The following is a 26,995-nucleotide window of genomic DNA, read 5'->3' on the forward strand; positions in this document are numbered from 1 at the left end:
GCGAAAAGGCGCAAAATACGCAAAAACGAGGAGAACTCTATTACAGGCTACTTACCTCTTAGCGAGCCTCGGAAGCGCTGACCATGCCAAATCCCACTGTTAGCTTCGTCGTTCCGTGTTACAAGCTGGCCCACCTGCTGCCGGAATGTGTGAACTCCATTCTCGGCCAAACGTACGGCGATTTTGAAGTGCTGATCATGGACGACTGCTCGCCAGATAACACGGCAGAAGTAGCCCGGTCGTTTCAGGATCCGCGAGTGAAACACGTTCGCAACGACCCAAATCTCGGGGCGCTGGCCAATTACAACAAGGGGATTAAGCTTAGCCGTGGCAGGTATGTGTGGCTGATCTCAGCGGACGATATTCTGAGGCGTCCCTATGTGCTGCAGCGTTTCGTCAATCTTATGGATGCGAATCCGGGGATTGGCTATGCGTTTTGTCCCGGAGTGGGTTTGAAAAATGGAATTGAAACGGGGCTCATTGACTATTCCACCTACGGGCATTGTGACCGAGTAGTTGCCGGTCGGACCTTCCTTCACAAGCTTATCGAGTACGACGTCGTCCTGACGGCGGGTGCAATGGCGCGACGTGAATGCTATGAGAAGATAAGTTACTTTCCTATTAACCCGGCGTGGGCGCCCGTCCCGATAGATCTATGCTGGTGTGGTGACTGGTATCTGTGGTGCGCGTTCGCTCTCCATTATGACGTTGGCTATCTAGCAGAGCCGATGGTGTGCTATCGCGACCATGATCTCGCGTTGACCGTGACTGTAGCCAAGCAGAAGATTCTCAATTGCTTTTTCACTGAAGTTGCCATGCGCCGGAAGATCAAGCAAGAGGCTGAGGCGGTAGGATGCGGCACAGTCTCCAGAAAGTGCCTGGATTGGATGGCAATCGACTATGCGCGGCATCTCACCGGCAAGGACTATCGGTCTTACATGTCCAAAATCACGTTCGAGATGTTCGAGGAATCATTGTGCTGGAATATTGCGGATGAGCGCGAGCGTACGCGGGTCCGCTCACGGACCTATAGCGAAGTTGCAGACCACTGTTTCGATTCGGGCGACCTCGGCCAGGCCAAACAGTTCTATTCCCGGGCCCTGAAACAGGATCCATGGATGGTGAAGGCGCGGGTCAAGCGTCTCCTGCTTTCATTAGGCAGGCCTGGTGAAATTGTCCGCCGACGCTTGCGGGCGTGCGTGTGAGGACGATTTCCTTTTGCGGTTGATCGCGATTTTGGGCATTTGAGTGCTTGACACAGCGTAACGAAGCAATGCAGCTTGAAAACAACATGAATATTTCACGCGTTCTGGTCACGGGTGGAGCCGGGTTTCTTGGCGCGAGCCTCGTGCCGCTGCTCCTGCAGCGGGGCTACGAGGTCGTGGTGATTGATGATTTCTCAAATGGAAAGGAGAGCCACCTCGCCGCTGTGAAAGATCACCCAAAGCTGAAGATCATCAGGGGCGATATCACGATCCGCGCCGATGTTGAGCGGGCTTGTGCGGGGTGCGATGCGATCATTCACCTGGCGGTCTTGTGCCTTCGGCAGTCAATTTGTGATGCCGTTCGGGTTACGGGGGTGATTGTCAATGGGACGATGAATTGCCTGCAGGTGGCGCTCGAACTGAAGCTCAAGCTTTTCCTGAACTGTTCCTCTTCGGAAGTGCTTGGCAATGCGAAGCACATACCAATGGATGAGACGCATCCCCTGCACCCCGAGACGCCTTACGCAGCGGCGAAGGTTGCACAGGACATGCTGGTCACGAGTTACGGAAGGACCTACCAGTTGCCTTGGGCCACGATTCGGCCGTTCAATATGTATGGACCTAACTCGCATTGGCAGGGACATCGAGGGGAGCTGATCCCCAAGATGATCGTGCGCGCCCTTAATAAGTGTCCACTGATCGTTTTTGGCGATGGCCAACAATCGCGCGACTTCCTGTATGTTGAGGAGGCGGCGCTAGCGGTGTGCAAGGTGCTGGAGTGCGAATCGGCTCTGGGCCAGACCGTGAACTTCTGCACGGGCATTGACACGACGGTGCAGCGCATAGCCGAGATAATCTGCGCCAACTGCGGCTTCGACCCGCAGCAGATGATCGAATACCAGGAGGCGCGCCCCGGGGATGTGCGCAGGCTTATTGGGGATGTAACCCGGTTCAAAGAGTTGTTCGGGTTTGTTCCAAAAGTTTCCGTGGAGGACGGAATCGCAAGGACCATAGAATGGTTCAAATCGCTACCCATCGCGCCGGAGACAATGCTCGCGCAGATGGCAACGCGGAATTGGGAGTAAAGTTGGAGGCAAGCTTGCTTGCGAAAGTGGACAGGTCTGGGTCGCGGGGCGGTTGACGCAATCAAGCAGTTTTTGTTCTGAAACGAGCGATTCGGTGGGCTGGAGAACTTCGGGTAATTGAAAGGCAGGGACGACATGGACAAAAATAGGTGCTCTGATCTTGTTTCGCGGTATCGCCTCGGTTGGCGAGGTTTCGCCCTGGGCGTGCTGCCTTTATGGGTCGCGACTGCCCCTTTGTTGTGGCATCGATCGGCTAATGCGCGATGGTGGGGGTATAGTCAGAGCTATGCTGCGGGGCTGATACTGATTGGGTTTTTCAGTCTCGTTCTCAGCTTGTGGCTGGGGTGGCGGTGCCATAAAAAGGGAGGTCTTCAACCGGCGTTTAAGTTTGTCGTTCCTTTTTGTTTGCTGTTAGGAGCGGCTCTGCTGACTGAGATCTTCCTGCGGTTAACGGCGCCGGATGCCTTTAGCGAATACCGGCGGGCAGGAGATAGGAAGTCCATCCCATTTGGATTTGAAGCGGAGCGCCAATTCTCCTGGCGCGGGCCTTCTCCAACGGGCGGCTGGATTCAATATCACACAGATCAGTTTGGTTTTCGGGTCAATCGGGACACCCCGAATTGGTTTGAGGGACGAACCAACCAAACTGTTCGTTTACAGGGCCTGACACCCTCCGCGCCCCTGGTTTTTACGCTCGGAGGTTCATCGGTCTTCGGACGTTTCCTGAGTGACGATGAAACCTGGGCACACTTGCTCCAGAACAATTTGCGCCAGGCCGGCAACGCCGTCACGGTGGTAAATGCAGGCAATTGGGGCCATAATTCCTTCCAGGCACTGCTGCGGTTGTATCTCCGGATCCTGCCGCATAAACCAGATATTCTGCTCTATTACCTGGCTTTCAATGACACCAGCCGTCACCGGCTCAACCCGGAGGATATTGCTCTACCAGATGCGGTGGCATTCAGCGACAGCCTGTCTTGTTATGTCCGCATGGTTAATGCCCATAGGAATCTGTATTTCCGGACCATGCTATACTACTACTTCAGTGAAAGTTTGCTGCCAAAGTGCAAAGGACTGGCCAACCGGACACTTGGCCCGGAAAAGTGCGAACGATTGAAGACCTGGTTGGGAAGGCAGGGCAGCATTCCCGCCGGTGCGCAAGGCGATGGAGCCGACATTATTATGCACAATGGCCAGCGGTATTTGCGCAACCTGAGGAGCATGGTGGACATGTGCAAACGCCATGGCACCCGCCTCGTGCTCGTCACCTTTGTTTGCGACGGCCAGCGCATCGATCCTTTTACCCGCAGGAGCATCCAGCACTATAACGAACTGATGCGGCAGGTGGCGCATGAAGAAGGGTTGGATCTCGTTGATATGGAATCGGCTTTCTCCACCCTGGGGGATCTCGAAAAGCACTTTACGGATGATCACTATCATCCATCTCGCCTCTGCGCCGAACAAATTGCCGCCGAGCTGGCAAAGACTTATCCTGAGTGGGGACATCGGAAGGTGGCTTCAAAGCGCTAAAGGAACTGCATGACAAGCATTCTCGGCATATCGGCTTTCTATCACGACAGCGCAGCGGCTTTGGTGGTGGATGGAGAAATCGCCGCGGCCGCCCAGGAAGAGCGTTTCACTCGCAAGAAGCACGATCCAGGATTTCCAGCTCATGCGATCGCATATTGTCTAAAAGAAGCCGGCGTGCGAGCCGAGCAATTGGATTACATCGCTTTCTACGACAAACCGCTGACCAAGTTCGACCGGCTTCTGGAAACCTACCTGGCCTATGCGCCAGCCGGCCTGCGAAGTTTCCGCCTGGCCATGCCCCTTTGGCTGAAAGACAAACTGCACATGAAGCGCACTTTGCGCCAGCGCTTCATGACCAACCCCCGAACACCGCTTGTCTTTACGGATCATCACGAGAGCCATGCGGCCAGCGCTTTCTTTCCCTGCCCCTACAATTCGGCCGCGATCCTCACTATTGACGGGGTAGGCGAGTGGAGCACCGCCACCTACGGGGTGGGCGAAGGGAACAAATTGCGCTTGCTCAAACAGCTGGTTTTTCCCCACTCCCTTGGCCTGCTTTATTCGGCCTTCACCTATTTCTGTGGTTTCAAGGTAAACAGCGGAGAGTATAAACTAATGGGCCTGGCCCCATACGGGAAGCCGCTCTATTACGACATTATCCTCAAGCACCTGGTGAATCTGCGCCCTGATGGCAGCCTGTGGTTGAACATGGATTATTTCAATTACTGCCAGGGGTTGACTATGACCAATCATCGGTTCCATCAGCTATTTGGTGGCGGCCCGCGACGTCCGGAGTCTATGCTCGAGCAGCGACACATGGACATCGCCGCCAGTATCCAGAAGGTAACCGAAGAAGCCGTAATGCGCATGGCCGAGGAAATTCAGCGGCAGACCAGGATGAAGCACCTTGTTCTCGCCGGGGGGGTCGCTCTCAATTGTGTAGCCAACGGGCGGCTGTTGCGCGAGGGACCTTTTGAGGATATCTGGATTCAACCGGCGGCTGGCGACGCTGGCGGCGCACTGGGGGCTGCCCTCTTCGTCTGGCATCAGCTGCTCAATAACCCGCGTGCGCCTCAGGGGCAGGACGCCCAGAAAGGGAGCTTGCTGGGGCCAAAGTTTAGCGAAGAGGAAATTGCCAGCGTATTGGATGAATCGCGTGTCCCCTATAAGCGCTTTACGGATGAACGGTCGCTGCTCGAACACATTGCGCAATCCATGGCGAGCGGACAGATTGTCGGCTGGTTCCATGGACGGATGGAATTCGGACCGCGCGCGCTTGGAGCACGCAGCATTATCGGCGATGCCCGAAGCAGCGCCATGCAGGCCACGATGAACCTGAAGATCAAATTCCGCGAGAGCTTCCGGCCGTTCGCCCCATGTGTGCTCCAGGAGCGGGTTCACGACTATTTTGAGATGCGCCAATCGCAGGAAAGCCCCTACATGCTGCTGGTTGCGCCGGTGCGGGAGAAACATCGGCTGAACCTTTCCGAAAACGACATGCGGAAAATGTCCGGGGACCCGGATCTGCGCCAGCGGGTGAATATTGTGCGTTCCACCGTTCCTGCCATAACGCACGTTGATTATAGCGCCCGGGTCCAAACTGTGGATGAGCGGCGACATGGACGATTTTATCGCCTGATGAAGACCTTTGAGCGATTGACGACTTGCCCTGTTATTGTCAACACGAGCTTCAACGTGCGGGGGGAGCCGATTGTCTGCACTCCACAAGATGCGCTGCGCTGCTTCCTGGCGACCGATATGGACGTGCTTGTCCTTGAAGACTTCGTCCTGCGCAAGGAGAAGATGAACAAGACTGTCACCGAGGCCGAACGCGCCAAGTATCTGGCCCAATTTGAACTCGATTGATGCTACCGGATTATGAAGCTGTCTGACCTGCCCCTCCATCCCACCAGCAGGGTCCTCCGGCAATTTGCCGCGACATGGCTGCTCTTCTTCCTTGCCATCGGAGCTTATCAATGGCTGATCAAACGGCACCCGGAGGCGGGTCTGGGCCTGGCAGTTTTGGCGGTCGTCATCGGAGTTCTAGGCCTGCTTAAGCCGGCAGCTGTTCGCTGGTTGTTCGTCGGCTGGATGATCCTGGCTTTTCCCATCGGCTGGGTTATCTCGCAAATGACGTTGATCATACTCTTCTACCTGATTATCACCCCCGTAGCAGCGTTCTTTCGGCTGCGGGGACGGGATTTGCTGATGCGGAAACCGGCTTCAGACCGTTCAAGCTTTTGGATCTCCAAAACTACCCCCTCCGATGTTCAGAGCTATTTTCATCAATACTAAGTTAAACCTCACAGAAGTTGGGAACTATGAGCGAACAAGAGTTGAATGAATTCCAGAAGGCGGCTGCCGATCATGGTCAGAAGCAAGGCAACCTGTTCACGGAACTATGGGGATTCCTCCGGCACAATAAGAAGTGGTGGTTGCTGCCGATCCTGTTCTTCTTGCTGTTCTTCGGGCTGCTGATCTTTCTATCAGGGACGGGCGTGGCGCCCTTTATCTACACCTTATTCTGACAGCATCAGAATTCTACCTGACCCGCGCCACCTCAAGTGCGGGCGGTGAAGCCCAAGGCTGAACTCGTGTCAGTGCGGTTGGTTTGAGCCAGTGCCTGGATTTGGTCAAAGAACTGAAGTGTGCTATTACACCGCCGGATGATCCGTGATGTGCTAATTCGCAGTTGAACCGGGCCAGACCGTAAACGGCGCGGTCTCCAGGCAAGGACGAGGCAAATATGGATTTCTCAGAACTCATAGTGAGGCGTTATAGCGTGCGAGCCTACAAGCCCGATCCCGTGCCAGATGAGCTGCTGAAATGCGTATTGGAGGCAGCACGCATGGCACCAACCGCGGCTAACCGACAACCCTTCCGGTTGATTGTCATGAATACGTCGGGACGCCGGTCAGAGCTGAAGCGCATCTATCATCGCGACTGGTTTGGGCAGGCTCCCTGGGTGATCTGCATCTGTGCCGTGCCGAGCGAAGCATGGGTGCGGTGCGATGGAAAGAACTATGCCGACATTGACGTCAGCATTGCAATGGACCACTTGGTGTTGTCGGCGGCCAACGCGGGATTGGGGACGTGCTGGGTGGCCGCGTTTGACCCGGCGGCCGCCCGCGAAATCCTGTCTCTCCCGGAGGGCATCGAGCCCATCGCGTTTACCCCTCTTGGCTATCCTGCCGATCAGCTCCCCGCCAAAGAACGGAAGCCGTTGGCCGAGCTGATTTACTACGAACACTGGTCGCCAGCATAGCGCCTCCGGCTCCGCCGAAGGCCTCGGTTACTCTAATTTGGAGCTTCGAGGCGCGTGGTGTGTAGGGGTGGGTCAATGCAGGTTCTGTGAATAGTCATTTCTCAACCCCGAGCTTCTGCACGGTTCACCCACTCGACTCGTCCGGCCAACTGCCAAATTTCCGTTACCAAGTGCCCAAAGACCTCCTCAGCTTCCGGTGCAGTACGGATGTCCTACCGTAGTATTTGATGTTGTAGGAGCGGTTGTGCCTTGAGAGCCTAGGCTCTGGAAATTGCGGGCGAAGAGTGTTGTTGCGAGCGCGCAAATAAAATGGCTGGCCAGTGAGGATATCTAACTGATACCGCCGCCAAGCCGGCGTTTGGCTAAACTATTAGCGAAAGGAAAGCACAGATAATGAATGCAAAGACAATGGACGGAGCGAGAGTGTTGGTGACAGGCGGGGCGGGATTTGTCGGCTCCGAACTCGTGCGGCAGCTATGCGATAACAAGGCCCAGGTGGTGGTGGTGGACAACCTGGTCAACGGAAAGCGCGAGAATCTCGCAGGCCTTCCTGGGGATCAGGTCACGTTGGAAGTGGCGGACATCCGCGACGGTGCGCGCATGGCGGAGTTGATGCGAGGGATCGATATCGTCTATCATTTGGCCTGTCTTTGCCTTCGGCACTCGCTGCACTCTCCCCTGGAGAATCATGAAGTCAACGCAACGGGAACGCTTCAGGTGCTGCTCGCGGCCAAGGAAGCCGGCGTGAAGCGGTTTGTTTATACCTCGACGGGCGAGGTGTACGGAATGCCGTTGTGGACACCGATTACGGAAGAGCATGGGAATATGCCGACCAACGCTTATGGGGCCGGAAAGCTGGCCGGCGAGGCTTATGCCCGCGCCTTCTTTGTTACCTACCATTTTCCCGCGGTGGTCATACGAATGTTCAACAACTATGGCCCCCGCTGCCATCATGAGGGCGACTGCGGAGAGGTGATCCCCAGATTCCTGCTGCGTTGCATGGCCGGGGAGCCAATGGTCATCTTCGGTGACGGCACACAGACCCGTGATTTCAACTACGTTGGCGACATGGCCAGGGGGGTGCTCATGGCCGGCCTGGTAGAGGAAGCGGTCGGGCAGACCTTCAATCTTGGCAGCGGAATGGACATTTCAATCAACCAATTGGCGATCGAGGTTGCAAAGGTAGTGGGGAGAACAGAGGTGAATGTGACGCACGATGCGCCGCGGCCCGCTGACATTATGCAACTGCGCGCAGACGCCTCAAAGGCGAAGAAGGTGCTTGGATTCGAGGCGAAGGTCTCGTTGCAGGAGGGGCTGGCTAAGCTCAAAGAGTGGTATCAGAGCCTGCAGAAGTCGCCAAAGGAACTTCTGGGGCAGGAGATCATTCACAACTGGAGGAAGAAAGAGGTGGCAACAAATGTCTGAGCCACAACGATTCATCCCCGTTTACCGCCCGTGGATTGACGAACGGGAGGCTGAGGCGGCGCGACGGCCCATTCTCTCGGGATGGGTTACGATGGGTCCCGAGGTTGAGGCTTTCGAGAAGGAATTCGCGGCCTATACCGGTGCCCACCACGCCTGCGCCGTCTCGAGTTGCACGACTGCGCTGCATTTGGGATTGCTTGCGGTGGGAGTTGGGCCCGGTAGCGAAGTGATCACAGTCAGTCACACCTTCATCGCCACCGCCAACAGCGTCCGCTTTTGCCTGGCCACGCCGGTATTCGTTGATATCCAGCCGGACACCTTCAACATGGATCCCGACCTGATTGAACAGGCGATTACACCCCGGACGAAGGCGATCCTCTGTGTCCACCAGATCGGGATGCCCTGCGACATGAAGGCGATCCTGGCGGTTGCCAAGCGTCATTCTCTCCCGGTCGTGGAGGATGCCGCCTGCGGCATTGGCAGTGAAATCCTATGTAATGGCGAATGGGACAAGATAGGCAAACCTCATGGCGATGTCTGCTGCTTTTCTTTCCATCCCCGCAAGCTGCTCACGACTGGAGATGGGGGGATGATCACAACATCTAACGCTGCGTGGGACGAGCGGTTTCGGCGGTTGCGTCATCACGGCATGAACGTCACCACCACGGTGCGGCATCAAGCCAGGCGGGTCATCTTTGAGTCGTATCCGGAGACGGCTTTCAATTACCGGATGACCGACATCCAGGCAGCCGTTGGCAGGGAACAGCTCAAACGGCTGCCGGACCTGATCCGGCAGCGGCGACTGATGGCGGAGCGATATCGCGGGAAACTGGAAGGAATACCGGGGTTGAAGGCGCCCCGCGAGCCAGCCTGGGCGCGAAGCAATTGGCAGAGTTATTGCGTTCGCCTGTCGGAAGATTTGGACCAGCAACAGGTCATGCAGCAACTGCTTGACAAAGGTGTGGCGACAAGGCGCGGGATCATGTGCATCCATCGCGAGCAGGCCTACGCGGATCTCCCGTGCCGCTGGCCGCTCCGGGAATCCGAAAGCGCGCAGGAACATTGCGTTCTCCTCCCCCTGTATCATCAAATGACAGAGCGGGACCAGGATTACGTCGTTGAGCAGTTGGCCAAAGTAGTTGCTATGGCCCCGGCGCGTTGATGGGGGCATGGCTCGCCGATTGATCATCCTCGGGACAGGTGGCAGCGCTTATGACGTGCTTGACATCGTCCACAGCATTAATGTCCAGGCGCAGACGTGGGAACTGGCTGGCTTTCTGGACGACGCACGACCGTCAGGGAGCCGTTATCTCGACCTGCCGGTTCTGGGTGGTCTTCGCGAAGCAACTCGGTTCGACGATTGCTGGTTCATCAATGTCATTGGCAGCGATGTCAGCTACCGGCGGCGGCCAGAGATTATTCAATCAACCGGTCTTGCTCCAGACCGATTTGCGACGCTGGTTCATCCCCGGGCGTCGGTTTCACCTTGGGCCCGGCTGGGGCTGGGAGTTTATGTCTCTTTTGGGGTCAGCATCGGCGGCGGCGTCAGCGTCGGCAATCATGTTTCCTTCAGTCCCGCTTGTGTTATTGGGCATGATTCAGTGTTCGCCGACTGCGCTTTGATCGCCCCACAAGCCGTGATCAGCGGATTTGTCCGGGTTGGGTGCTGCTGTTACATAGGCGCCGGGGCAATGATCCGGCAGAAGCTTGAGATCGAAGCGGGGGCCCTGGTGGGCATGGGAGCAGTGGTAACGAAGCACGTCCCGGCAGGGGTGACGGTGGTGGGGAACCCGGCCAGGCAACTCGTCCGATCGTAACGGTGGAGCGCACTGGCCGGCAGGCTGCCACTTGACCGGGCCGGCCATACAAATCAAAATTCATATGAAGCAATGTTTGAAAGACGCGACAGTCCTGGTTACTGGCGGAGCCGGCTTGATCGGATCGCACATCGTTGACTGTCTGGTAGACGGCTGCGCCGGCGAGATCCGTGTACTGGACAATCTGGTGCGGGGGCGCATGGATAACCTGGCCGCGGCGTCCGCACGTCACCCGATCAAGTTCATCCGGGGCGACATTCGGGACCGCGCGGTGGTCGCTGACGCTGTGCGCGGCTGCGATTACGTTTTCCATCAGGCGGCGATTCGCATAACCCTGTGCGCTGAGCTCCCGCGCGAGTGTATTGATGTGCTGGTCACAGGCGCCCTAAATGTCTTTGAAGCGGCGGCCGAGGCGGGCGTGAAGAAGGTGGTTTTCGCATCCTCAGCCTCGATTTACGGTCCGGCGGATGTCTTCCCGACCGACGAACGCCACCATCCGTACAACAACCGGACTTTGTATGGTGCAGCCAAGCTGATGAACGAGGGGATCGCAACGCACTTCTATGATCACAAGGCCCTGCGCAGCATCGGGCTTCGCTATTTCAACGTGTACGGTCCTCGGATGGATGTCACCGGGGCCTACACAGAGGTCTTTGTCCGGTGGCTGGACTGCATCGACAAGGGTGAGCGGCCACAGATTCATGGCGACGGTTCCACGACAATGGACACTGTTTATGTCGGAGACGTTGCGCGAGCCAACATCCTCGCGGCGCAATCGCCTCAGGATTTTGGCTTCTACAACGTCGCCGGCGGAAGCGAGACGAGCCTGCTGGACCTCTGGCGGGCCATGCAGAACATCACTGGTGCGCATCATCTCCAGCCCGAATTTCATCCGCCCCGAGCGCTGAATCTCGCTGCCAGACGTTTGGCCGACATCACAAGGGCCCGTGAGGATTTGGGCTTTACGGCACAGGTCACGCTGGAAGAGGGGCTGCAGCGCCTGCATGAATGGCGGCGCACAGCGCTGGCTGGCACCGTTGTGACCTAACCCGGATCGGGGGAAAAGCAAGCCTGCCAAGGAGCCCGGGCGGGGGGGGCGATCGGTTCGGGTCTTTTACGTAAACAGATTCAGTAATACTTCCATTCGCGGCGAGGATTCCGGCGTGGCAGATTCGTAGCGTTGCTCTCTCGACGGAGCTAAACCTTCGCGAGCAGTTCCTTATCGATGAGAGAAGTGTTAGAGGCCTGAGTCGGCAAGCCAGCTGAAGATTGATGATGTACAGAAGAGACTTCCTCGTGTTAAGTCGCCCCTTGTTGCTCTTCGTTCTGGGCGTTTTGCCGGGGTTCGGCCTATGCCTCCAGGCGGCGGGTCCGGAGCCCGTGGGCTGGTATTCGGGCGACATGCATGTCCACCGCAGTTGTGGTGGCGCCCCAGTCAGCGTGTCGAGCATCTACAACACGATGGTGAGCATGGATTTGTCGGTGATTTCGCTGCTGGCGGACATGGGCAACGGCGAGGTGCAGAATCCGGCGACCGACCTTCCCTTGGTGACGGGCCAGGACGCCTCGGTGTCGACCGCCGGTCGCATAGTTCATTGGGATGCCGAGTGGCACTGGGATGCGACCTATACTCAATATCCATACCAGGCGCTCGGGGGACACATCGTTGCGCTGGGCTTGACGAACGCATCGCAAATCTGGAACGAAATGACCTATCCCATTTTTGATTGGGCGCGTCGGCAGGGCGCGATCGCCGGGTTTGTTCACATGCAATTCCTCGACGACACCTTTCCACAGACCCTGACCTGCTGCACGCCGGTCGACTATCCGGTGGAGGTGGCCTTGGGGGCTTGTGATTTCATTTCTGAAGATGTGACTGGGGGTGATGGTTTCATCCGCGCATATTATCGGTTGCTGAACTGTGGCTTCAGACCGGGAATCGCCGCCGGATCGGACTATCCGTGCGGTGCCGATATCGGCGCGTGGTTGACGTATTCGCAGTGCGCGGGCAACCAATTGACTTATCACAACTGGCTGCAAGGCATCAAAAATGGCCGGACAGTGGTGTCGCGGAGCGGGCGAAGCGAGTTTGTAGAGTTGAAGGTGAATGGGACGAACAGCCCCGGAGACGAGATTAATCTGACGGGCGGCGGCAACGTCCAGGTGAGTGTGCAGTGGACCGCGACCCAGACGTTAAGCGGGACCTTGGAGCTAGTGCGCGACGGAGTGGTGGTTGCCAGCCAATCGGCGACAGCCTCGGCTGGAGCACCGGTGACGTTGAACACAGCAGTGAATTTTACGAACAGCGGCTGGTTATGCGCGCGGAGGATGGGAAGCAGTGGGCACGCGGTGCACACCGCGGCAGTATTTGTGACTGTGGATCAGAAGCCGGTGCGGGCCAGCGTGGCGGATGCGCAGTTTTTCGTTGATTGGATGGAGCAGTTGATTCAACGGACGTCAGTCGGCGGGGCGTGGGCTTCCTATTTCACCACCCAACGAGCTGAGGTTCAGGCTCGTTATCAGGCGGCGAAAAGCCTGTTTCAGCAAATCACTATTGAGGCTGCGACAAACCAGCCAGTTGCCATTGCGACAAGCTCACTGCCCGACGGCTTCTTGGATCTGGCTTATTCAGCGGCGTTGACAGCGAGTGGTGGGTTCACGCCCTATGTATGGTCGCTCGTGGACGGGGCATTGCCTGCCGGTTTGACGCTCAACACGAGCAGCGGCGTGATTTCCGGGACCCCGGCGACCCTCGAGACTGCCAATGTCACGGTGAGGGTGACCGACGCCGGCAATCCGGCTCAGACCGCGACGCAGGCGCTCAGCATCCTCATCGACATCGCCCCACCGCCCGGTTTGATTGGCAATACGAACAACGGAAGCCTGAAGGATAACCTTTGGTATAACGGTGCCTGGGTTAACGCTTGCCGTTTTCAAGCCTCGTCGAACTTAACGGTTACAGAAATCTCGGCCAAAGTTGTGGCGATCTCCGGCCATTATAAGTGTGCTATCTACACCGAGAGCAATGGACAGCCGAGCCGATTACTTGGCAGCACAGTTGAGGTCGCCAACTCGGGAGATGGCTGGCGGGCCTTCCCGCTGGCTTCGCCGGTGGCACTAGCCCAAGGTGTCTATTACTGGCTGGCTATCTGGTCGGATGATCCCAACGCGAAGGTCTATTACTCGGATAATGGAGGCACGCTTGCCTCGGAACGCTACAACTACGGTCCGTGGCCGGATCCGATGAATAAGAGCTGGGACAGCGACTTCAATTTTTGCATTTATGCGTATGGCACGACAGGGCCTGGGCAGTCGGTAACCATCACGACCAGTTCACTGCCCAACGGTTTGTTGAACCAGGCTTATTCGGCAACGCTTGTGGCGAGCGGTGGATTTACGCCATATAGCTGGTCACTTGTGAGCGGGGCGCTGCCGGCCGGGTTGACGCTCAACACGAATAGCGGCGTCATCGCTGGGGTGCCGGCGACCCCCGGGACCGCCAATTTTGCCGTGCGTGTGACCGATAGCGGTAATCCGTCCCAGTCTGCGACGCAGGCGCTCAGTATCCTTGTCGGCGTCGCCCCAGCGCCTGGTCTGATCGGCAACACGAACAACGGGAGCCTGACGGATATCATCTGGTATAACGGCGATTGGATCAACGCCTGCCGTTTTCAAGCCTTGTCGAACATAACCGTGACCGGGTTGGAGGCCAAAGTGGTAGCGATCTCCGGTCATTACAAGTGTGCCATCTACACGGACAATGATGGGCAGCCAAGCCGACTACTCGGCAGCACACTCGAGGTGAGCAATCCGGCAGATGGCTGGCAGACATTCCCCCTGACGAGTTTCCTGGTGCTGACCAACGGTGCCTATTACTGGCTGGCCATCTGGTCGGATGCCGTCAACGCGGAAGTCTATTATTCGGATACTGGCGGCATGCTTCGCGCTGGATTGCTCGAATACGGCGCATGGCCTGATCCAGTCATTTTGGGGTCGAACGGCAACCACAACTACTGCATTTATGCGCATGGGACAAGCGGGCCAGTAGCAACGAATCTGGCGGTGGAAGTGTTGGAAGACACGAGCGCCAGTCTGACGCTGTTGGGTGGTGGCGGTGACACGGTGAGCTATGCGATTCTCACCAATCCGACCAATGGCATCTTGGGTAGCCTGGACACGAGCACCGGGGCGGTCAGCTACACGCCCAGCACCAATTATTTTGGGGCTGACAGCTTCGTTTTTGCCGTCAGCTCGGTTGGTCAGCAGGCGACGGGCACAGTCAGCGTCACGGTCAGCTCAGTGAATGACGCGCCGACATTGACGCTGACCAGCAACAACGTGGTAGTGCTGGAAGACAGCGGGGATGTCAGTCTGGCGGGCTTTGCAGCGGCGAGCGTGGGGCCGGTGAACGAATTGGCTCAGGGGATAACGAGTATCGCCGTATTGAGTGTGAGCAACGCAACAATATTTGGTAGTGGGCCGGCGATTTCGCCAGGGGGGGCGCTGACGTTTACGACTGCGGGCAACAGTGAGGGGGTGGCAGAGGTGACGGTGCAGGCGGTGGACGATGGGGGGACGGCCAATGGTGGGGCCAACGAGTCGGGCGCAATCAGTTTCACGATAACGATTGCTGCGGTTAACGATGCGCCGGTTGCCGTCAGTCAGAGAGTGACGAACGGGGAAGACGAGAGCTTCGAGATCACACTTACAGGCAGTGATGTGGACGGGCCAGAGGTCAATTGCGTGGTGTTGGAAGGGCCGACCAACGGGATATTGAGCGGAGTGGCGCCGGACCTGGTATATCGCGGGACCAGCAATTACTATGGTCCGGACAGTTTCACGTTCAGTGTTAATGACGGCAGTCTTACCAGTGAGGTGGCGACGGTGACGATCCTGTTGACCAACCTCAATGACGCGCCGGTGGCCTTCGACCAGAGTGTGACCAACGGGGAAGACGAGAGCTTCGAGATCACACTTACAGGTAGTGATGTGGACGGGCCAGAGGTCAATTACGTGGTGTTGGAAGGGCCGACCAACGGGATATTGAGCGGAGTGGCGCCGGACCTGGTATATCGCGGGACCAGCAATTACTATGGTCCGGACAGTTTCACGTTCACCGTTAATGACGGCAGTCTCACCAGTGAGGTGGCGACGGTGACGATCCAGTTGACCAACCTCAATGACGCGCCGGTGGTAACAGATGAAGTTTACCTTCTCGGCGACGGAGTGGTCCTGGAGATTTCAGCACCCGGGGTGTTGATCAACGACGGCGATTCCGAAGGGGGGAGCCTAACAGCAATACTGGTGAATGGTCCGCTTCAGGGGGAATTAGACTTTAACCCTTCCGGCGGATTTACCTACACGCCGACGAACCATTTTAGCGGAGTAGATTCCTTCACCTATCAAGCGAGCGATGGACAGGCATACTCGGGCCCCGCGACGGTAAGCATCGCAGTATCTAACCCGATTCAAGTCTCGTCGGTCGCCGTGTCGAATGAAGAGGTGATAGTAAAGTGGAATGCGATTGCGGGAAGGATATACCGGTTGGAATACAAGGACAATTGGGCGGAGGTGGATTGGACGGATTCACTATCGGACGTGCTTGCAAGTGGGGCTACAGCCTTCCAGACCAATGCCGTCGGTACGGCCGGGCAGCGCTTTTACCGCGTAAAATGTCTCGGTGACTTAGGAGAAAACTGACGTGCTCAAGACTGAAGTTGGACCCCAGCATTCATGCGCGGATGCTTCGCGCGAGGTAATTATCAGGTGAGGATCGGCCCGATTAGCATTGATCCGCTTCGCCGGGCTCTTGCCCGACTTCTTTCGTGCTCACTCAACGTGTTCTGCCCGATTTCGAAGGAATTGTCATACGCCCGGGTCACGACGGGACGCCGTGCGCGAGCAGGCGAAAGCCCTGAACGCCGGGCGCGGCTCTTGCTTTGGTGGGTCTTAGCACTTCTGATGGTTGGTGATTACCGTGCCATGACGGCCGGTCTCTACAATGGCGGTCCGGGGGGACCCATCCTTGTGGTCACGAATTCGGCGAACCCCTTCACTGAGTATTACGCGGAGATTTTATTGGCCGAAGGATTGAACTACTTCGCGCTTACGAACATTTCAGCAATTTCGAGCGCAACGCTGGCGGCATACGATGTCGTAATTGTGGGTGAGATGACTTTGACGACCCCGCAAGTGACGACGTTCAGCAACTGGGTGAATAGCGGCGGGCACCTGATCGTCATGCGCCCGGACAAGAAGCTGGCTGGATTGCTTGGGGTGACCGACACCGGGACAACCCTTTCTCAAGGCTACTTGTTGGTGAATGCCTCAAACGGGCCTGGAGCGGGGATTGTCAGTGAAACGATGCAATACCACGGGACCGCCGACCGATACACGCTGGGGAGCGCGGTCAGCCTTGCGACGCTATATTCCAACGCCACCAATGCGACGGTGAATCCGGCGGTGACATTGCGAAGTGTTGGTTCAAACGGAGGGCAGGCAGCGGCGTTCACTTATGATCTGGCCCGATCCATTGTTTACACCCGTCAAGGCAATCCGGCATGGGCGGGTCAGGAGCGCGATGGATTTGTTCCGATGAGGTCTGATGATCTCTTCTTTGGACCGGCCAGCTTTGATCCGCAGCCAGACTGGATCAACTTGGACAAAGTCGCCATTCCACAGGCCGACGAACAACAACGTTTGCTGGCCAACTTGATTCTCAGCATGGAAGCCGACAAGAACCTGCTGCCGCGCTTTTGGTACTTCCCCCACGGTTATGAGGCTGTTGTTGTGATGACAGGTGATGATCATGCGTCCTTGTATGGCGGGTCGTATGCAGTCCAGCGATTCAATCGATACCTGGCGGCGAGTCCTCCCGGAGCTTCGGTGGACGACTGGGAGGCACCTCGATGCACTGCATATATCTTCCTTTCTCCCAGTCCGTCGTTGACGAATGACACTCAAGTCGTCTTCTATCAAACGAACGGTTTTGAGATCAACTTGCATCTAACCACTGATTGCACTGACTACACACCGGCGCAATTGGCCGCGTACTTCACCAATCAACTCAACCAACTAATGGCCAAGTACCCGAGTGTGGCCGCGCCGGTGACGCATCGAATTCACTGTATCGCTTGGAGCGGCTACACCGCCCCGGCTGAGGTGGGGCGCCAGTTTGGCATTCGCCTGGAGACCAGCTACTACCATTGGCCAGAGACGTGGGTCAAGGACCGGCCGGGCTTCATGACTGGTTCGGGTATGCCCATGCGTTTTGCCGCCGCGAACGGCAGCGTGATTGACGTGTATCAAGCGACGACGCAAATGACGGATGAATCAGGCCAGAGCTTTCCGCACACGATAGACACTTTGCTGGACCGGGCGCTGGGACCGGAGGGGTATTATGGTGCATTTGTGGCGAATATGCACACGGATGCCAATTCTGAGCCGCAGGCGGATGCAATATTCGCGTCGGCTGTGAGCCGAGGAGTGCCAATTATTTCCGCCCGTCAATTGCTGAACTGGCTGGACGCCCGAAATCAGTCCTCTATCCGTGACATCAATTGGACAAGCGGCAAGCAGACCTTCTCAGTCTCAGCGAATGCAAGCGCTAGAGGCCTCCAGGCAATGGTCCCGATACCCAGCAACTACCAGATATCCAGTATTACCTGGAACGGGGAAGCCGCGACAAATTTCTACGTGAAGCAGGTTAAAGGAATTCCCTACGTCCTTTTCCCGGCAACAAATGGCAACTACGAAGTCAGCTACGCATTAGATACGACGCCTCCAAGCATCACTTCAACCGCGCCCACGAATGGTGCGTTGGATGTCAGGTTGGATGCAAAGGTCAGCGTCACTTTTAGCGAGGCGATGAAAGCCTCGGCCATCAACACGGACACAATCCTGTTGCGCGATTCGACTAACGCACCAGTGTTGGCTACAGTATCTTATGACAATGCCACCTTCACGGCGACACTGAGTCCCGTTGAGCCGCTGGCACAAGCTTCGACCTACACAGCGATCGTGCGTGGCGGCGCGGGAGGCGTGTGTGATTTGGCCACTAACCTTCTGGCCGACGATCTCGTCTGGGCCTTTGCCACGACATTCAGACATCCCTCCAGCATTGGAAACGACAAGGAGGGGGGGGGGCTTGATCTCCTTTGGTACAACGGGGCTTGGATCAACGCTTGCCGCTTCCAAGCCGCCTCGAATATGACTGTGACGGGGATTGAGGCGAAAGTGACGCCTGTTTCCGGTCACTACAAGTGTGCCATCTACACGGACGATGATGGACAGCCGAGGCGACTACTTGGCAGCACATTCGAGGTGAGCGATCCGGCCGATGGCTGGCAGGCCTTTCCCCTGATGAGTTCCCTAGTGCTGACCAACGGCGCCTACTACTGGCTGGCCATCTGCTCGGATGACATTAACGCGAGAGTCTATTATTCCGATAGCGAGGGCACACTTGCTGCGGCACTGCATGATTACGGTCCATGGCCGGATCCGATCAGCGCCAGTTGGGGCGGCAGTTACAACTACTGCATTTATGCGTATGGGGCGACCGGGCCTGTGGCAACAAACCTGGTGGTGGGGGTGTTGGAAGACACGACCGCGAATCTGACATTGTTGGGCGGTGGCAGCGGCACGGTGAGCTATGCGATTCTTACCAATCCGACCAATGGTACCTTGGGTAGCTTGGACATGAGCACCGGGGCGGTCAGCTACATACCCAGCACCAATTATTTTGGGGCTGACAGCTTCGTTTTTGCCGTCAGCGCGGCGGGTCAGCAGGCGATGGGCACAGTGAGCATCACGGTCAGCCCAGTTAATGACGCACCGATTGCCATCAGTCAGAGTGTGACGAACGGGGAGGACGAAAGCTTTGGGATCACGCTTGTGGGCAGTGATGTGGACGGGTCGGAGATCAGCTACGTGGTGTTGGAAGGGCCGACCAACGGGATATTGAGCGGGGTAGCGCCGGATTTGGTATATCGCGGGACCAGCAATTACTATGGTCCGGACAGGTTCACGTTCGCTGTTAATGACGGCAGTCTCACCAGTGAGGTGGCGACGGTGACAATCCAGGTGACCAGCGTGAACGACATGCCGGTGGCCAATGACGATGATTACAGCTTGGGTGGCGGCGGGATGTTGGATATTCCCGCCCCAGGGGTGTTGACTAACGACAGTGATCTTGAAGGGGGGGGCCTGACGGCAATACTGGTGAATGGCCCGTTTCAGGGGCTTGTGAATATGAACCCTGCCGGTGGATTCACCTACACCCCGACAAACCACTTTAGCGGAGTAGACTCCTTCACCTATCAAGCAAGCGATGGCGAGATGAATTCAGGCCCGGCGACGGTGAGCATCATGGTGTCCAATCCGATCGGAATATTATCGGTGGTGTTCTCGAACAACCTCGTGACGGTGGCCTGGACTTCTATCGTCGGGCAGGACTATAGGCTACAGTACAAGGATAATGTAGCGAGTGCAGATTGGTCAGATATATTGCCGGATGTGCGGGCGAACGGAACGACAGCCGTTGGGACCAATTCCGTTAGCACCAGCACGCAGCGCTTGTATCGGGTAAAGAGTCTCGGACAATAGGAGGGACCATTTGCTGGTGCAGCCGGGGCAAGTTTCAGTCTGAAGCCATTGTATTGTAATGGTTTGGACGGCAGCTGGCGAGCGGAGGAACCGATGCATATGGCTGAAGGGGATTAAGGCAAGGATATTCAGGCTTTATTCCAGCAGGTTCCGGCTGCGGAGGGCGCCTCCACTGCTTTGGAGTAGCCGCCATGGGATGGCCCTTGGACGGCCACGCGACGGCCGGGAGGTCGGACGGGGGACGGCCAGCACACAGGTAGAGGGTGGTCGCCTGGTCGGGTTCATGCGCAGGGCAAAGCTGCCCGCCTTCCCCTCACCTTTGGGGAGAGATCTTCTCGAACTGCCGGTGTGGATAGGAAGAGGAGCAGGAGCGAATCCGGTGAGGGCGCAGGAGGGTTTGGGCATTCTTAGGTTAAACCACTCGGTTTCGTGACGTAGGCGCAACAAAGGCGGTGACTCGTGCCAGGAGGGGCTCGTAAGCTGCTGAATTAGGAGTGTTTGCGAGTAGTCTGGTATGCACTACCTATTGGTCGCTGGCGGTGTCTGGCAGGTGGCCGGACACTGAATCCGGCCACAAACTGCTTCGCTGGGGCCGTGTGCGGGGGGATGCGCTCCAGACTTGTCTAGACTGCTTTACGTCGAGCAAATGGGGCAAATGTCGTCGCCCTCTCACGGCCACCCAATCGCTTGCCAGAGCGGCGTCGTTGAGGAGCTGCTGTTAATGGAACTTCCGGACGGGGTAAATCCTGTTGATAGCAGCGAAGCACGCGCAGGTTCCTATCAGGTTGATTGAATAAGCCGAGTTGCACGAACACGAGCTGGCAGAGTCGGGTTTTCTACGGACAAAGAGTTCCGTATTGGAATGAGTAGCATCGCCAACACTTGTTTCAGATAATAACCCATGTGCAACTCTGGCCTCAGCAAGTTGTTTGTGCTGGTTTCAAACCTGCCCAGTCTGCTGGGCCGCTGGCTGCCTGCTTCAGTGTCTAGCATGGATCCGGCCAGTGTTCCTCAATGTAATTTATGAGCGCTATCAAGAGTAGTCGGCTGCAGGCGACTGAGGCATGGTCTGCTTGGTATCGGTTTAGGGTGATTGAGTTGGTATTGCGGCACATGTCGTTTAGCCGAGCAACCGGGGCAGACATCCTGCCGTCACGCTGCGCACCACAACGGCCGATTGCACTGGCTTGCATGTGGTTTGTGGCGTTGTTGATTGGATTAGGATCCCCGGCCTTGTCTGGCAGTCCTTACAACGGAGGACCTGGCGGGCCGATCCTTGTGGTAACGAATGCCGGGAATCCGTTCAGCGAGTACTATGCGGAAATTCTGCTGGCTGAGGGATTGAACTGCTTTGCGCTGCAGGACATTTCGGCCGTGGCCGAGGCCACCCTGACGAATTACGATTTGGTGATCCTCGGGGAAATGGCCTTGAGTTCTTCGCAGGTGACCACCTTGAGCAATTGGGTGTATGGGGGAGGGAAGCTGGTTGCCATGCGCCCGGACAAGAAGCTGGCCGGTTTGCTCGGGTTGAGCGACGCGGGCACAAACCTCTCGGAGGCCTACCTGCTGGTGAACACGGCGTCGGGTCCGGGGATGGGGATCGTTGCCGAGACGATCCAATATCACGGGACAGCGGATCTGTATGCGTTGGACGGTGCCACAACGGTGGCGACGCTCTATGCAAACGCGACTCTGGCGACGGTAAATCCGGCGGTGACATTGCGAAGCATTGGCTTGAATGGCGGACAGGCGGCCGCGTTTGCTTACGACCTGGCCCGATCGGTTGTTTTTACGCGCCAAGGCAACCCGGCGTGGGTGAATCAGAACCGCGATGTAGAAGTTGAAGGTCCTTACGCCGTTATCCGTCCTGACGACATGTTCTACGGAAACGCGCCTGGGGATTCTCAGCCTGACTGGGTTGATCCGAGCAAAATTGCCATCCCACAAGCCGACGAGCAGCAACGTCTGTTGGCCAACCTTATTATTTCCATGACCTTTCCCGGCAAGCTGTTGCCACGGTTTTGGTACTTTCCGCACGGCCATAGGGCGGTCGTGGTGATGACCTCTGACAATCATGGATCAGGAACTACGGCTGCCGCCTTCGACCAGCAATTAGCGGCTAGCCCTGTCGGCGGGTCCGTGGAGGACTGGGAGACGATCCGCAGCTCAGTCTACGTTTTTCCTGGCGAGGATTTGACCAAGACGGGCAAGAATGACCAATTCTATAACACGAACGGATTCGAGATCGGGATTCACATTGACACGGAGTGTTCCGGCTATACGCCGGCGAGTCTGGACGATGACTTCACCAGTCAATTTGCCCAATTCAACGCCGAGCATCCCGGTCTCCCGGCTCCCGCATCGCATCGAATTCACTGTGTTGCCTGGAGTGATTACGCAACGCTGCCTGAAGTGGAGTTGAGCTACGGCATTCGTTTGAACACAACTTATTACTATTTTCCCGCTGCCTGGGTTGCCAATCAGCCGGGTGTATTCACTGGTTCGGCGATGCCAATGCGTTTTGCGACGATGAATGGCAACGTAATTGACGTGTATCAAGCCGCCACACAAATGACAGATGAGTCCGGACAAGGCTACCCATACACCATTGATACGTTGCTCAATCGAGCATTGGGACCCGAAAGCTATTACGGCGCGTATGTCGCAAACATACACACTGACGCGGATTCTCCCGAGCGCCAGTCCTCGTTGTGGAGGAACGCGATCATCACTTCAGCCATCGCTCGGGGTGTGCCGGTAGTCTCGGGCCAGCAGATGTTGACTTGGCTCGATGGCCGAAACAATTCCCGGTTTGCATCGGTGTCCTGGGACAACACTAATCTTAGTTTCTCTGTCGTAGCAGATTCCAGGGCACGCGGCATTCAAGCTTTGGTGCCGATTCCTGCAGGGGACACAGTCAGTCAAGTCCGCCGTGGGGTTGAACCCGTGGTCTACTCATTGAAATGGATGAAGGGGGTTCACTATGTTGCCGTTCCGGTGGTGAGTGGCGACTACGTGATAACCTACTCGGCCGATACCAATCCGCCCAGCGTGACTGGGATCACGCCTGCGGACGGGGCAACGGGGGTCAGCGTCAGCACGGCAGTGACGATCAGCTTCAATGAACCGATGGACGAGATCACGGTCAACACGGACACGATCAGGTTGAATGAAACCTTGGGTGGAGTGCCGGTGGCAGCCACGGTGACCTACAATCCCTCCACGCAAACCGCAACGGCGGTCCTCGCGCCTACCGATACTCTGTTGATCTCGACAGCTTATACGGTGACGGTGAAAGGCGGGGCGGGGGGGGTAAAGGACGTGGCAGGCAACGCGTTGGCAAGTGATTATACGTCTGATTTCACGACGACCGACACGTTGAACTACCACATTTGGCCGACCACAGCGACGCCAGCAATTGAGGCGGTGGACGACGCGTATCCGTATGAGTTGGGAGTGAAATTCAGGAGTGACCGCGACGGGTATGTGACGGGGATTCGTTTTTACAAAGGCGCTGGGAACGGCGGAACACACCTCGGCAATCTCTGGACCACGAGCGGGCTGAATCTCGCCACGGCGGTTTTCACTGGAGAGACCAGCAACGGGTGGCAGGAGGTCAATTTCGAGGTCCCGGTGGCTATTGGTTCGAACACGACTTACGTGGCGTCGTATTTTACTCCGCAAGGCCACTATGCGGTCAACGGCGGGTATTTTACCTCGGCGGGAGAGGATAATCCGCCGCTGCACGCATTGGCGAACGGTGTGGACGGAGGCAACGGTGTATTCATTCAGACCAATAACAGCTCTTTTCCCAACCAGACCTATAACGCAGCCAACTACTGGGTGGATGTAGTATTTGTGGAAAGTATGGGGCCTGACACGAATGCGCCGGTGGTGCTGGGGGTGAATCCTGGGGAGGGGGCGGAGGGAGTGAGTGTTGGGACGGCGGTGGCGGTGGCGTTCAGCGAGGCGATGGATGCGGCGAGCGTTACCAACGGCACGGCGATCACGCTCAGTAACGCTACGGCAGGGCTAGTAGCGGCGAGCGTGAGCTATTACGCTGGGACGAACACGGCGATTTTGACGCCCGATAGTCCGTTGGCATATACGAATGTGTACACGGTGCGGGTGAGAGGTGGGGTGGGTGGGGTGGCGGATGTGGCGACTAATTATCTGGCGAGCGATTTTACGGCGAGCTTTACGACCGAAGCGCCGGACCTGACGCCGCCTGAGGTGGTGGGAGTGAGTCCGATGGACGGAGCGGTGGAGGTGAGCCTGGGGACGGAGGTGGTGGTGACGTTCAGCGAGGCGATGGAACCGTCGACGATCAACGGCGACACGATCAGCCTGCGAGATTCCGGGGGTGGGGTGGTGCCGGCGGTGGTGGTTTACAATCCCTCGGCCTTGGAGGTGACGGCGGTATTGACGCCTACCAGTCAATTGACTCCCGCGACGACCTACACCGTGGTGGTGACGAACGGGGCTGCTGGGGTGACGGACCTCGCGGGTAATACGCTGACGAATGTGTTTACTGCGTCGTTCATCACGACGGATCAAACAGAATTTAGCCTCTGGGACGAATTCAGCGGGACAGCGGATGGCGGTGATTCGAGTGCGGTGGAGGTGGGGCTGAAGTTTCAGAGTGCCCTGAGCGGCTATGTTACGGGGATACGGTTCTACAAGAGCGCCGCCAATACGGGCACACACGTGGGGAATCTGTGGGGGGGGGACGGGACGCCGCTGGCGCGGGTGACGTTTTTGAACGAAACGGGCACGGGTTGGCAGTCTCAGGCGTTCACCAATCCGGTGCCGATTGCGGCCAACTCAACGTATGTGGTGTCATATCACGCGCCAGCGGGGCACTACTCTATCACAGCGGGCGCCTTTACGTTGGGTGTGACGAACTATCCGTTGCGGGCATTGTCGAGCAGCGATGGGGGGGGCAATGGCGTGTTTGTCTACAGCACAAGCAGCGCGTTCCCTGCGAATAGTTACAACGCCGCTAACTACTGGGTCGATGTGGTATTTACACCTGATTCCGGGCCGGACATTAACGGGCCGACGGTGGTGGGGGTGAGTCCTGTTGACGGGGCGGAGGGGGTGAGCCCGGCGACGGTGGTGTCGGTGACGTTTAGTGAGGCGATGGATGCGTTGAGTGTCACCAACGGAATCACGCTGACAAACTCACTGGGGCAGATAGTGGCAGGCACGGTGGCGTATTATACAGCCAGCAACACGGCGGTATTGACGCCGGATAGTGCGTTGGCGCTTGGGAGCAGCTACACGGTGGTGGTGGCGAGTGGGGTGGGGGGGGTGAAGGATGTGGCGGGCAACGGGCTGACGAATGTCTTTACGGCGTCATTTACCACGGTAATTCCGGACACAGCTGGGCCGGTGGTGCTTGGGGTGGAACCGGCCAACGGGGCGGTGGGAGTGAGTCTGGCGGCGGTGGTACGAGTGATATTTAGTGAAGCGATGGATCCGTTGAGCATCAGCAACGGGATCAGCTTGACGAATGCCGCGGGAGCTTTGGTGGCGAGCACGGTGGCGTATGACTCTGCGAGCAACACCGCAGTGCTGACGCCCGATAGTGAGCTGTCGCTTTCGAGCAGCTACACGGTGGTGGTGGCGAACGGGGCGGGAGGGGTAAAGGATGTGGCGGGCAATGCGCTGACGAATGTCTTCACCGCCTCGTTCACCACGACCGATCAAGCGGTTTATAGCATCTGGGCTAATTCAGCGACACCCACCATGCCCTCCTTCTATGACCCGGGGGATCCGAATCCCTATGAGCTGGGGACGCGGTTTCGGAGTGAGGTTGCTGGGTATGTGACGGGGGTCCGTTTTTACAAAGGGGCGGGCAACGCTGGACCGCACGTGGGCAATCTGTGGAGGGACTCGGATCAGGCATTGCTGGCCCGTGTGCCCTTCGAGAACGAGACAACTTCGGGGTGGCAGTATCAGGCATTCACCAATCCAGTGCCGATTGCGGCCGACACGACCTACGTGGTGTCGTATCACCTTACGAATGGGCGTTATGCGGTGGATACGGCGGTGCAGCCGGGGAATCTAACAAATGGAGTGATTAATCCGCCGCTCCACGCACTGACCAACAGTCCGACGACGCCCAATGGTGTGTATCTTCAGAGTGCGGCCAGCGCTTTTCCGACCAACTCTGCCAATGGCAACAACTATTGGGTGGATGTGGTAGTCGTCCAACCCGCGGTCACAATTGTCTCCGGGCTGGCAGCGGACAGCAAGGTATACGACGGGACGGCGTTAGCGACCTTGCGGACAAATGGTTCGGTGGTGCTGAACGGGGTAATCGCTGGGGATGTGGTGGAGTTGGTAACCAATGGTTACGCGGCCACTTTCAGCGCTGCCGATGTTGGCGCGGGCTTGCCGGTGAGTGTGAGCGGGTTGAGCCTTGGGGGGCCGGACGCTTCCAAATACGTATTGGTACAGCCGATGGACCTCGCGGCCAACATTACGCCGGCAACCGTAACGCCCAACATTACGGTGGCGGACAAAACCTACGATGGCACCACGGCAGCGACCATTACCGACCGGTCGTTAAGCGGTATTTTTGGCAGTGACGACGTCAATCTGGGCTCCAGCGGATCGGCGGTCTTCGTGGACAAAAACGTGGGCACCGGCAAAACGGTCAATATCACCAATCTGGGTCTGAGTGGCAGCACTGCGATCAACTACATGCTAGCCGCGACGAACGTGAGCACGACGGCGGACATCAGCGCCCGCTCGTTGGTAGTTGCCGCGACCGGTTTAGACAGGGTGTATGACGGGACGATCAACGCGACTGTTACTTTGAGCGACAACCGGGTGAGCGGGGACGTGTTGAGCACGAGCTACGCGACGGCACAGTTCAGCGATAGGAACGTAGGGGCAGGCAAAGCGGTAAGCGTGAGCGGCATTTCAATTGCTGGAGCGGACGCGGTCAACTACGTGGCGAATCCAACAACGAGCACGACGGCTGATATCACGCCGGCGCAGTTGACGGGTTTGGCGGACGGCAAGAGCCGGGTGTATGGGGCGGCCAATCCGCCC

Annotated in this window: 14 protein-coding genes; all 14 read left to right on the forward strand. The window is 57.3% G+C overall.

The annotated features are described in order from the left end of the window. Positions 1-83: 83 nt before the first annotated feature. Positions 84-1,205 carry a glycosyltransferase family A protein gene (locus P5205_06715; protein HSA10048.1) on the forward strand — a complete coding sequence of 374 codons (1,122 nt, stop codon included), beginning with the start codon at positions 84-86 and terminating at the stop codon, positions 1,203-1,205. A gap of 86 nt (positions 1,206-1,291) precedes the next feature. Beyond that, positions 1,292-2,290, forward strand: a complete 999-nt coding sequence (locus tag P5205_06720) for a GDP-mannose 4,6-dehydratase (GenBank protein ID HSA10049.1) — start codon at positions 1,292-1,294, stop codon at positions 2,288-2,290. Between the two features lie 135 nt (positions 2,291-2,425). Next, entirely contained in the window at positions 2,426-3,820 is a 1,395-nt protein-coding gene (locus P5205_06725; GenBank protein ID HSA10050.1) for an SGNH/GDSL hydrolase family protein, read from the forward strand. 9 nt (positions 3,821-3,829) lie between these two features. Next, a complete protein-coding gene (locus P5205_06730; GenBank protein HSA10051.1) occupies positions 3,830-5,686 on the forward strand; it encodes a carbamoyltransferase in 1,857 nt (618 codons plus the stop codon). Between the two features lie 12 nt (positions 5,687-5,698). Continuing rightward, positions 5,699-6,115: an SxtJ family membrane protein gene (locus P5205_06735; GenBank protein ID HSA10052.1), complete on the forward strand. Its 417-nt coding sequence runs from the start codon at positions 5,699-5,701 to the stop codon at positions 6,113-6,115. A 92-nt stretch (positions 6,116-6,207) separates the two neighbouring features. Next, complete coding sequence (locus tag P5205_06740) at positions 6,208-6,348, forward strand: DUF5989 family protein (GenBank protein ID HSA10053.1); 141 nt, start codon at positions 6,208-6,210, stop codon at positions 6,346-6,348. A 218-nt stretch (positions 6,349-6,566) separates the two neighbouring features. After that, positions 6,567-7,085 carry a nitroreductase family protein gene (locus P5205_06745; GenBank protein ID HSA10054.1) on the forward strand — a complete coding sequence of 173 codons (519 nt, stop codon included), beginning with the start codon at positions 6,567-6,569 and terminating at the stop codon, positions 7,083-7,085. A gap of 393 nt (positions 7,086-7,478) precedes the next feature. Next, positions 7,479-8,510 carry a GDP-mannose 4,6-dehydratase gene (locus tag P5205_06750; protein ID HSA10055.1) on the forward strand — a complete coding sequence of 344 codons (1,032 nt, stop codon included), beginning with the start codon at positions 7,479-7,481 and terminating at the stop codon, positions 8,508-8,510. After that, complete coding sequence (locus tag P5205_06755; GenBank protein ID HSA10056.1) at positions 8,503-9,672, forward strand: DegT/DnrJ/EryC1/StrS family aminotransferase; 1,170 nt, start codon at positions 8,503-8,505, stop codon at positions 9,670-9,672. The genes P5205_06750 and P5205_06755 overlap by 8 nt, the downstream gene beginning before the upstream one ends. A 7-nt stretch (positions 9,673-9,679) precedes the next feature. Further along, on the forward strand, positions 9,680-10,327 hold the full coding sequence (locus P5205_06760; protein HSA10057.1) for a NeuD/PglB/VioB family sugar acetyltransferase: 648 nt from the start codon (positions 9,680-9,682) through the stop codon (positions 10,325-10,327). Between the two features lie 76 nt (positions 10,328-10,403). Then, a complete protein-coding gene (locus P5205_06765; GenBank protein HSA10058.1) occupies positions 10,404-11,375 on the forward strand; it encodes an NAD-dependent epimerase/dehydratase family protein in 972 nt (323 codons plus the stop codon). 224 nt (positions 11,376-11,599) lie between these two features. Next, complete coding sequence (locus tag P5205_06770) at positions 11,600-16,027, forward strand: tandem-95 repeat protein (protein ID HSA10059.1); 4,428 nt, start codon at positions 11,600-11,602, stop codon at positions 16,025-16,027. Positions 16,028-16,309: 282 nt separating this feature from the next. Next, positions 16,310-19,930, forward strand: coding sequence for a tandem-95 repeat protein (locus P5205_06775; protein HSA10060.1), 3,621 nt, complete (start codon positions 16,310-16,312; stop codon positions 19,928-19,930). Positions 19,931-21,208: 1,278 nt separating this feature from the next. Continuing rightward, positions 21,209-26,995, forward strand: a 5,787-nt coding sequence (locus P5205_06780; protein HSA10061.1) for a DUF4082 domain-containing protein, incomplete at its 3' end; no start/stop codon positions are given.

The sequence above is a fragment of the Candidatus Paceibacterota bacterium genome (assembly GCA_035452965.1).
Lineage (GTDB): Bacteria > Verrucomicrobiota > Verrucomicrobiia > Limisphaerales > UBA8199 > UBA8199.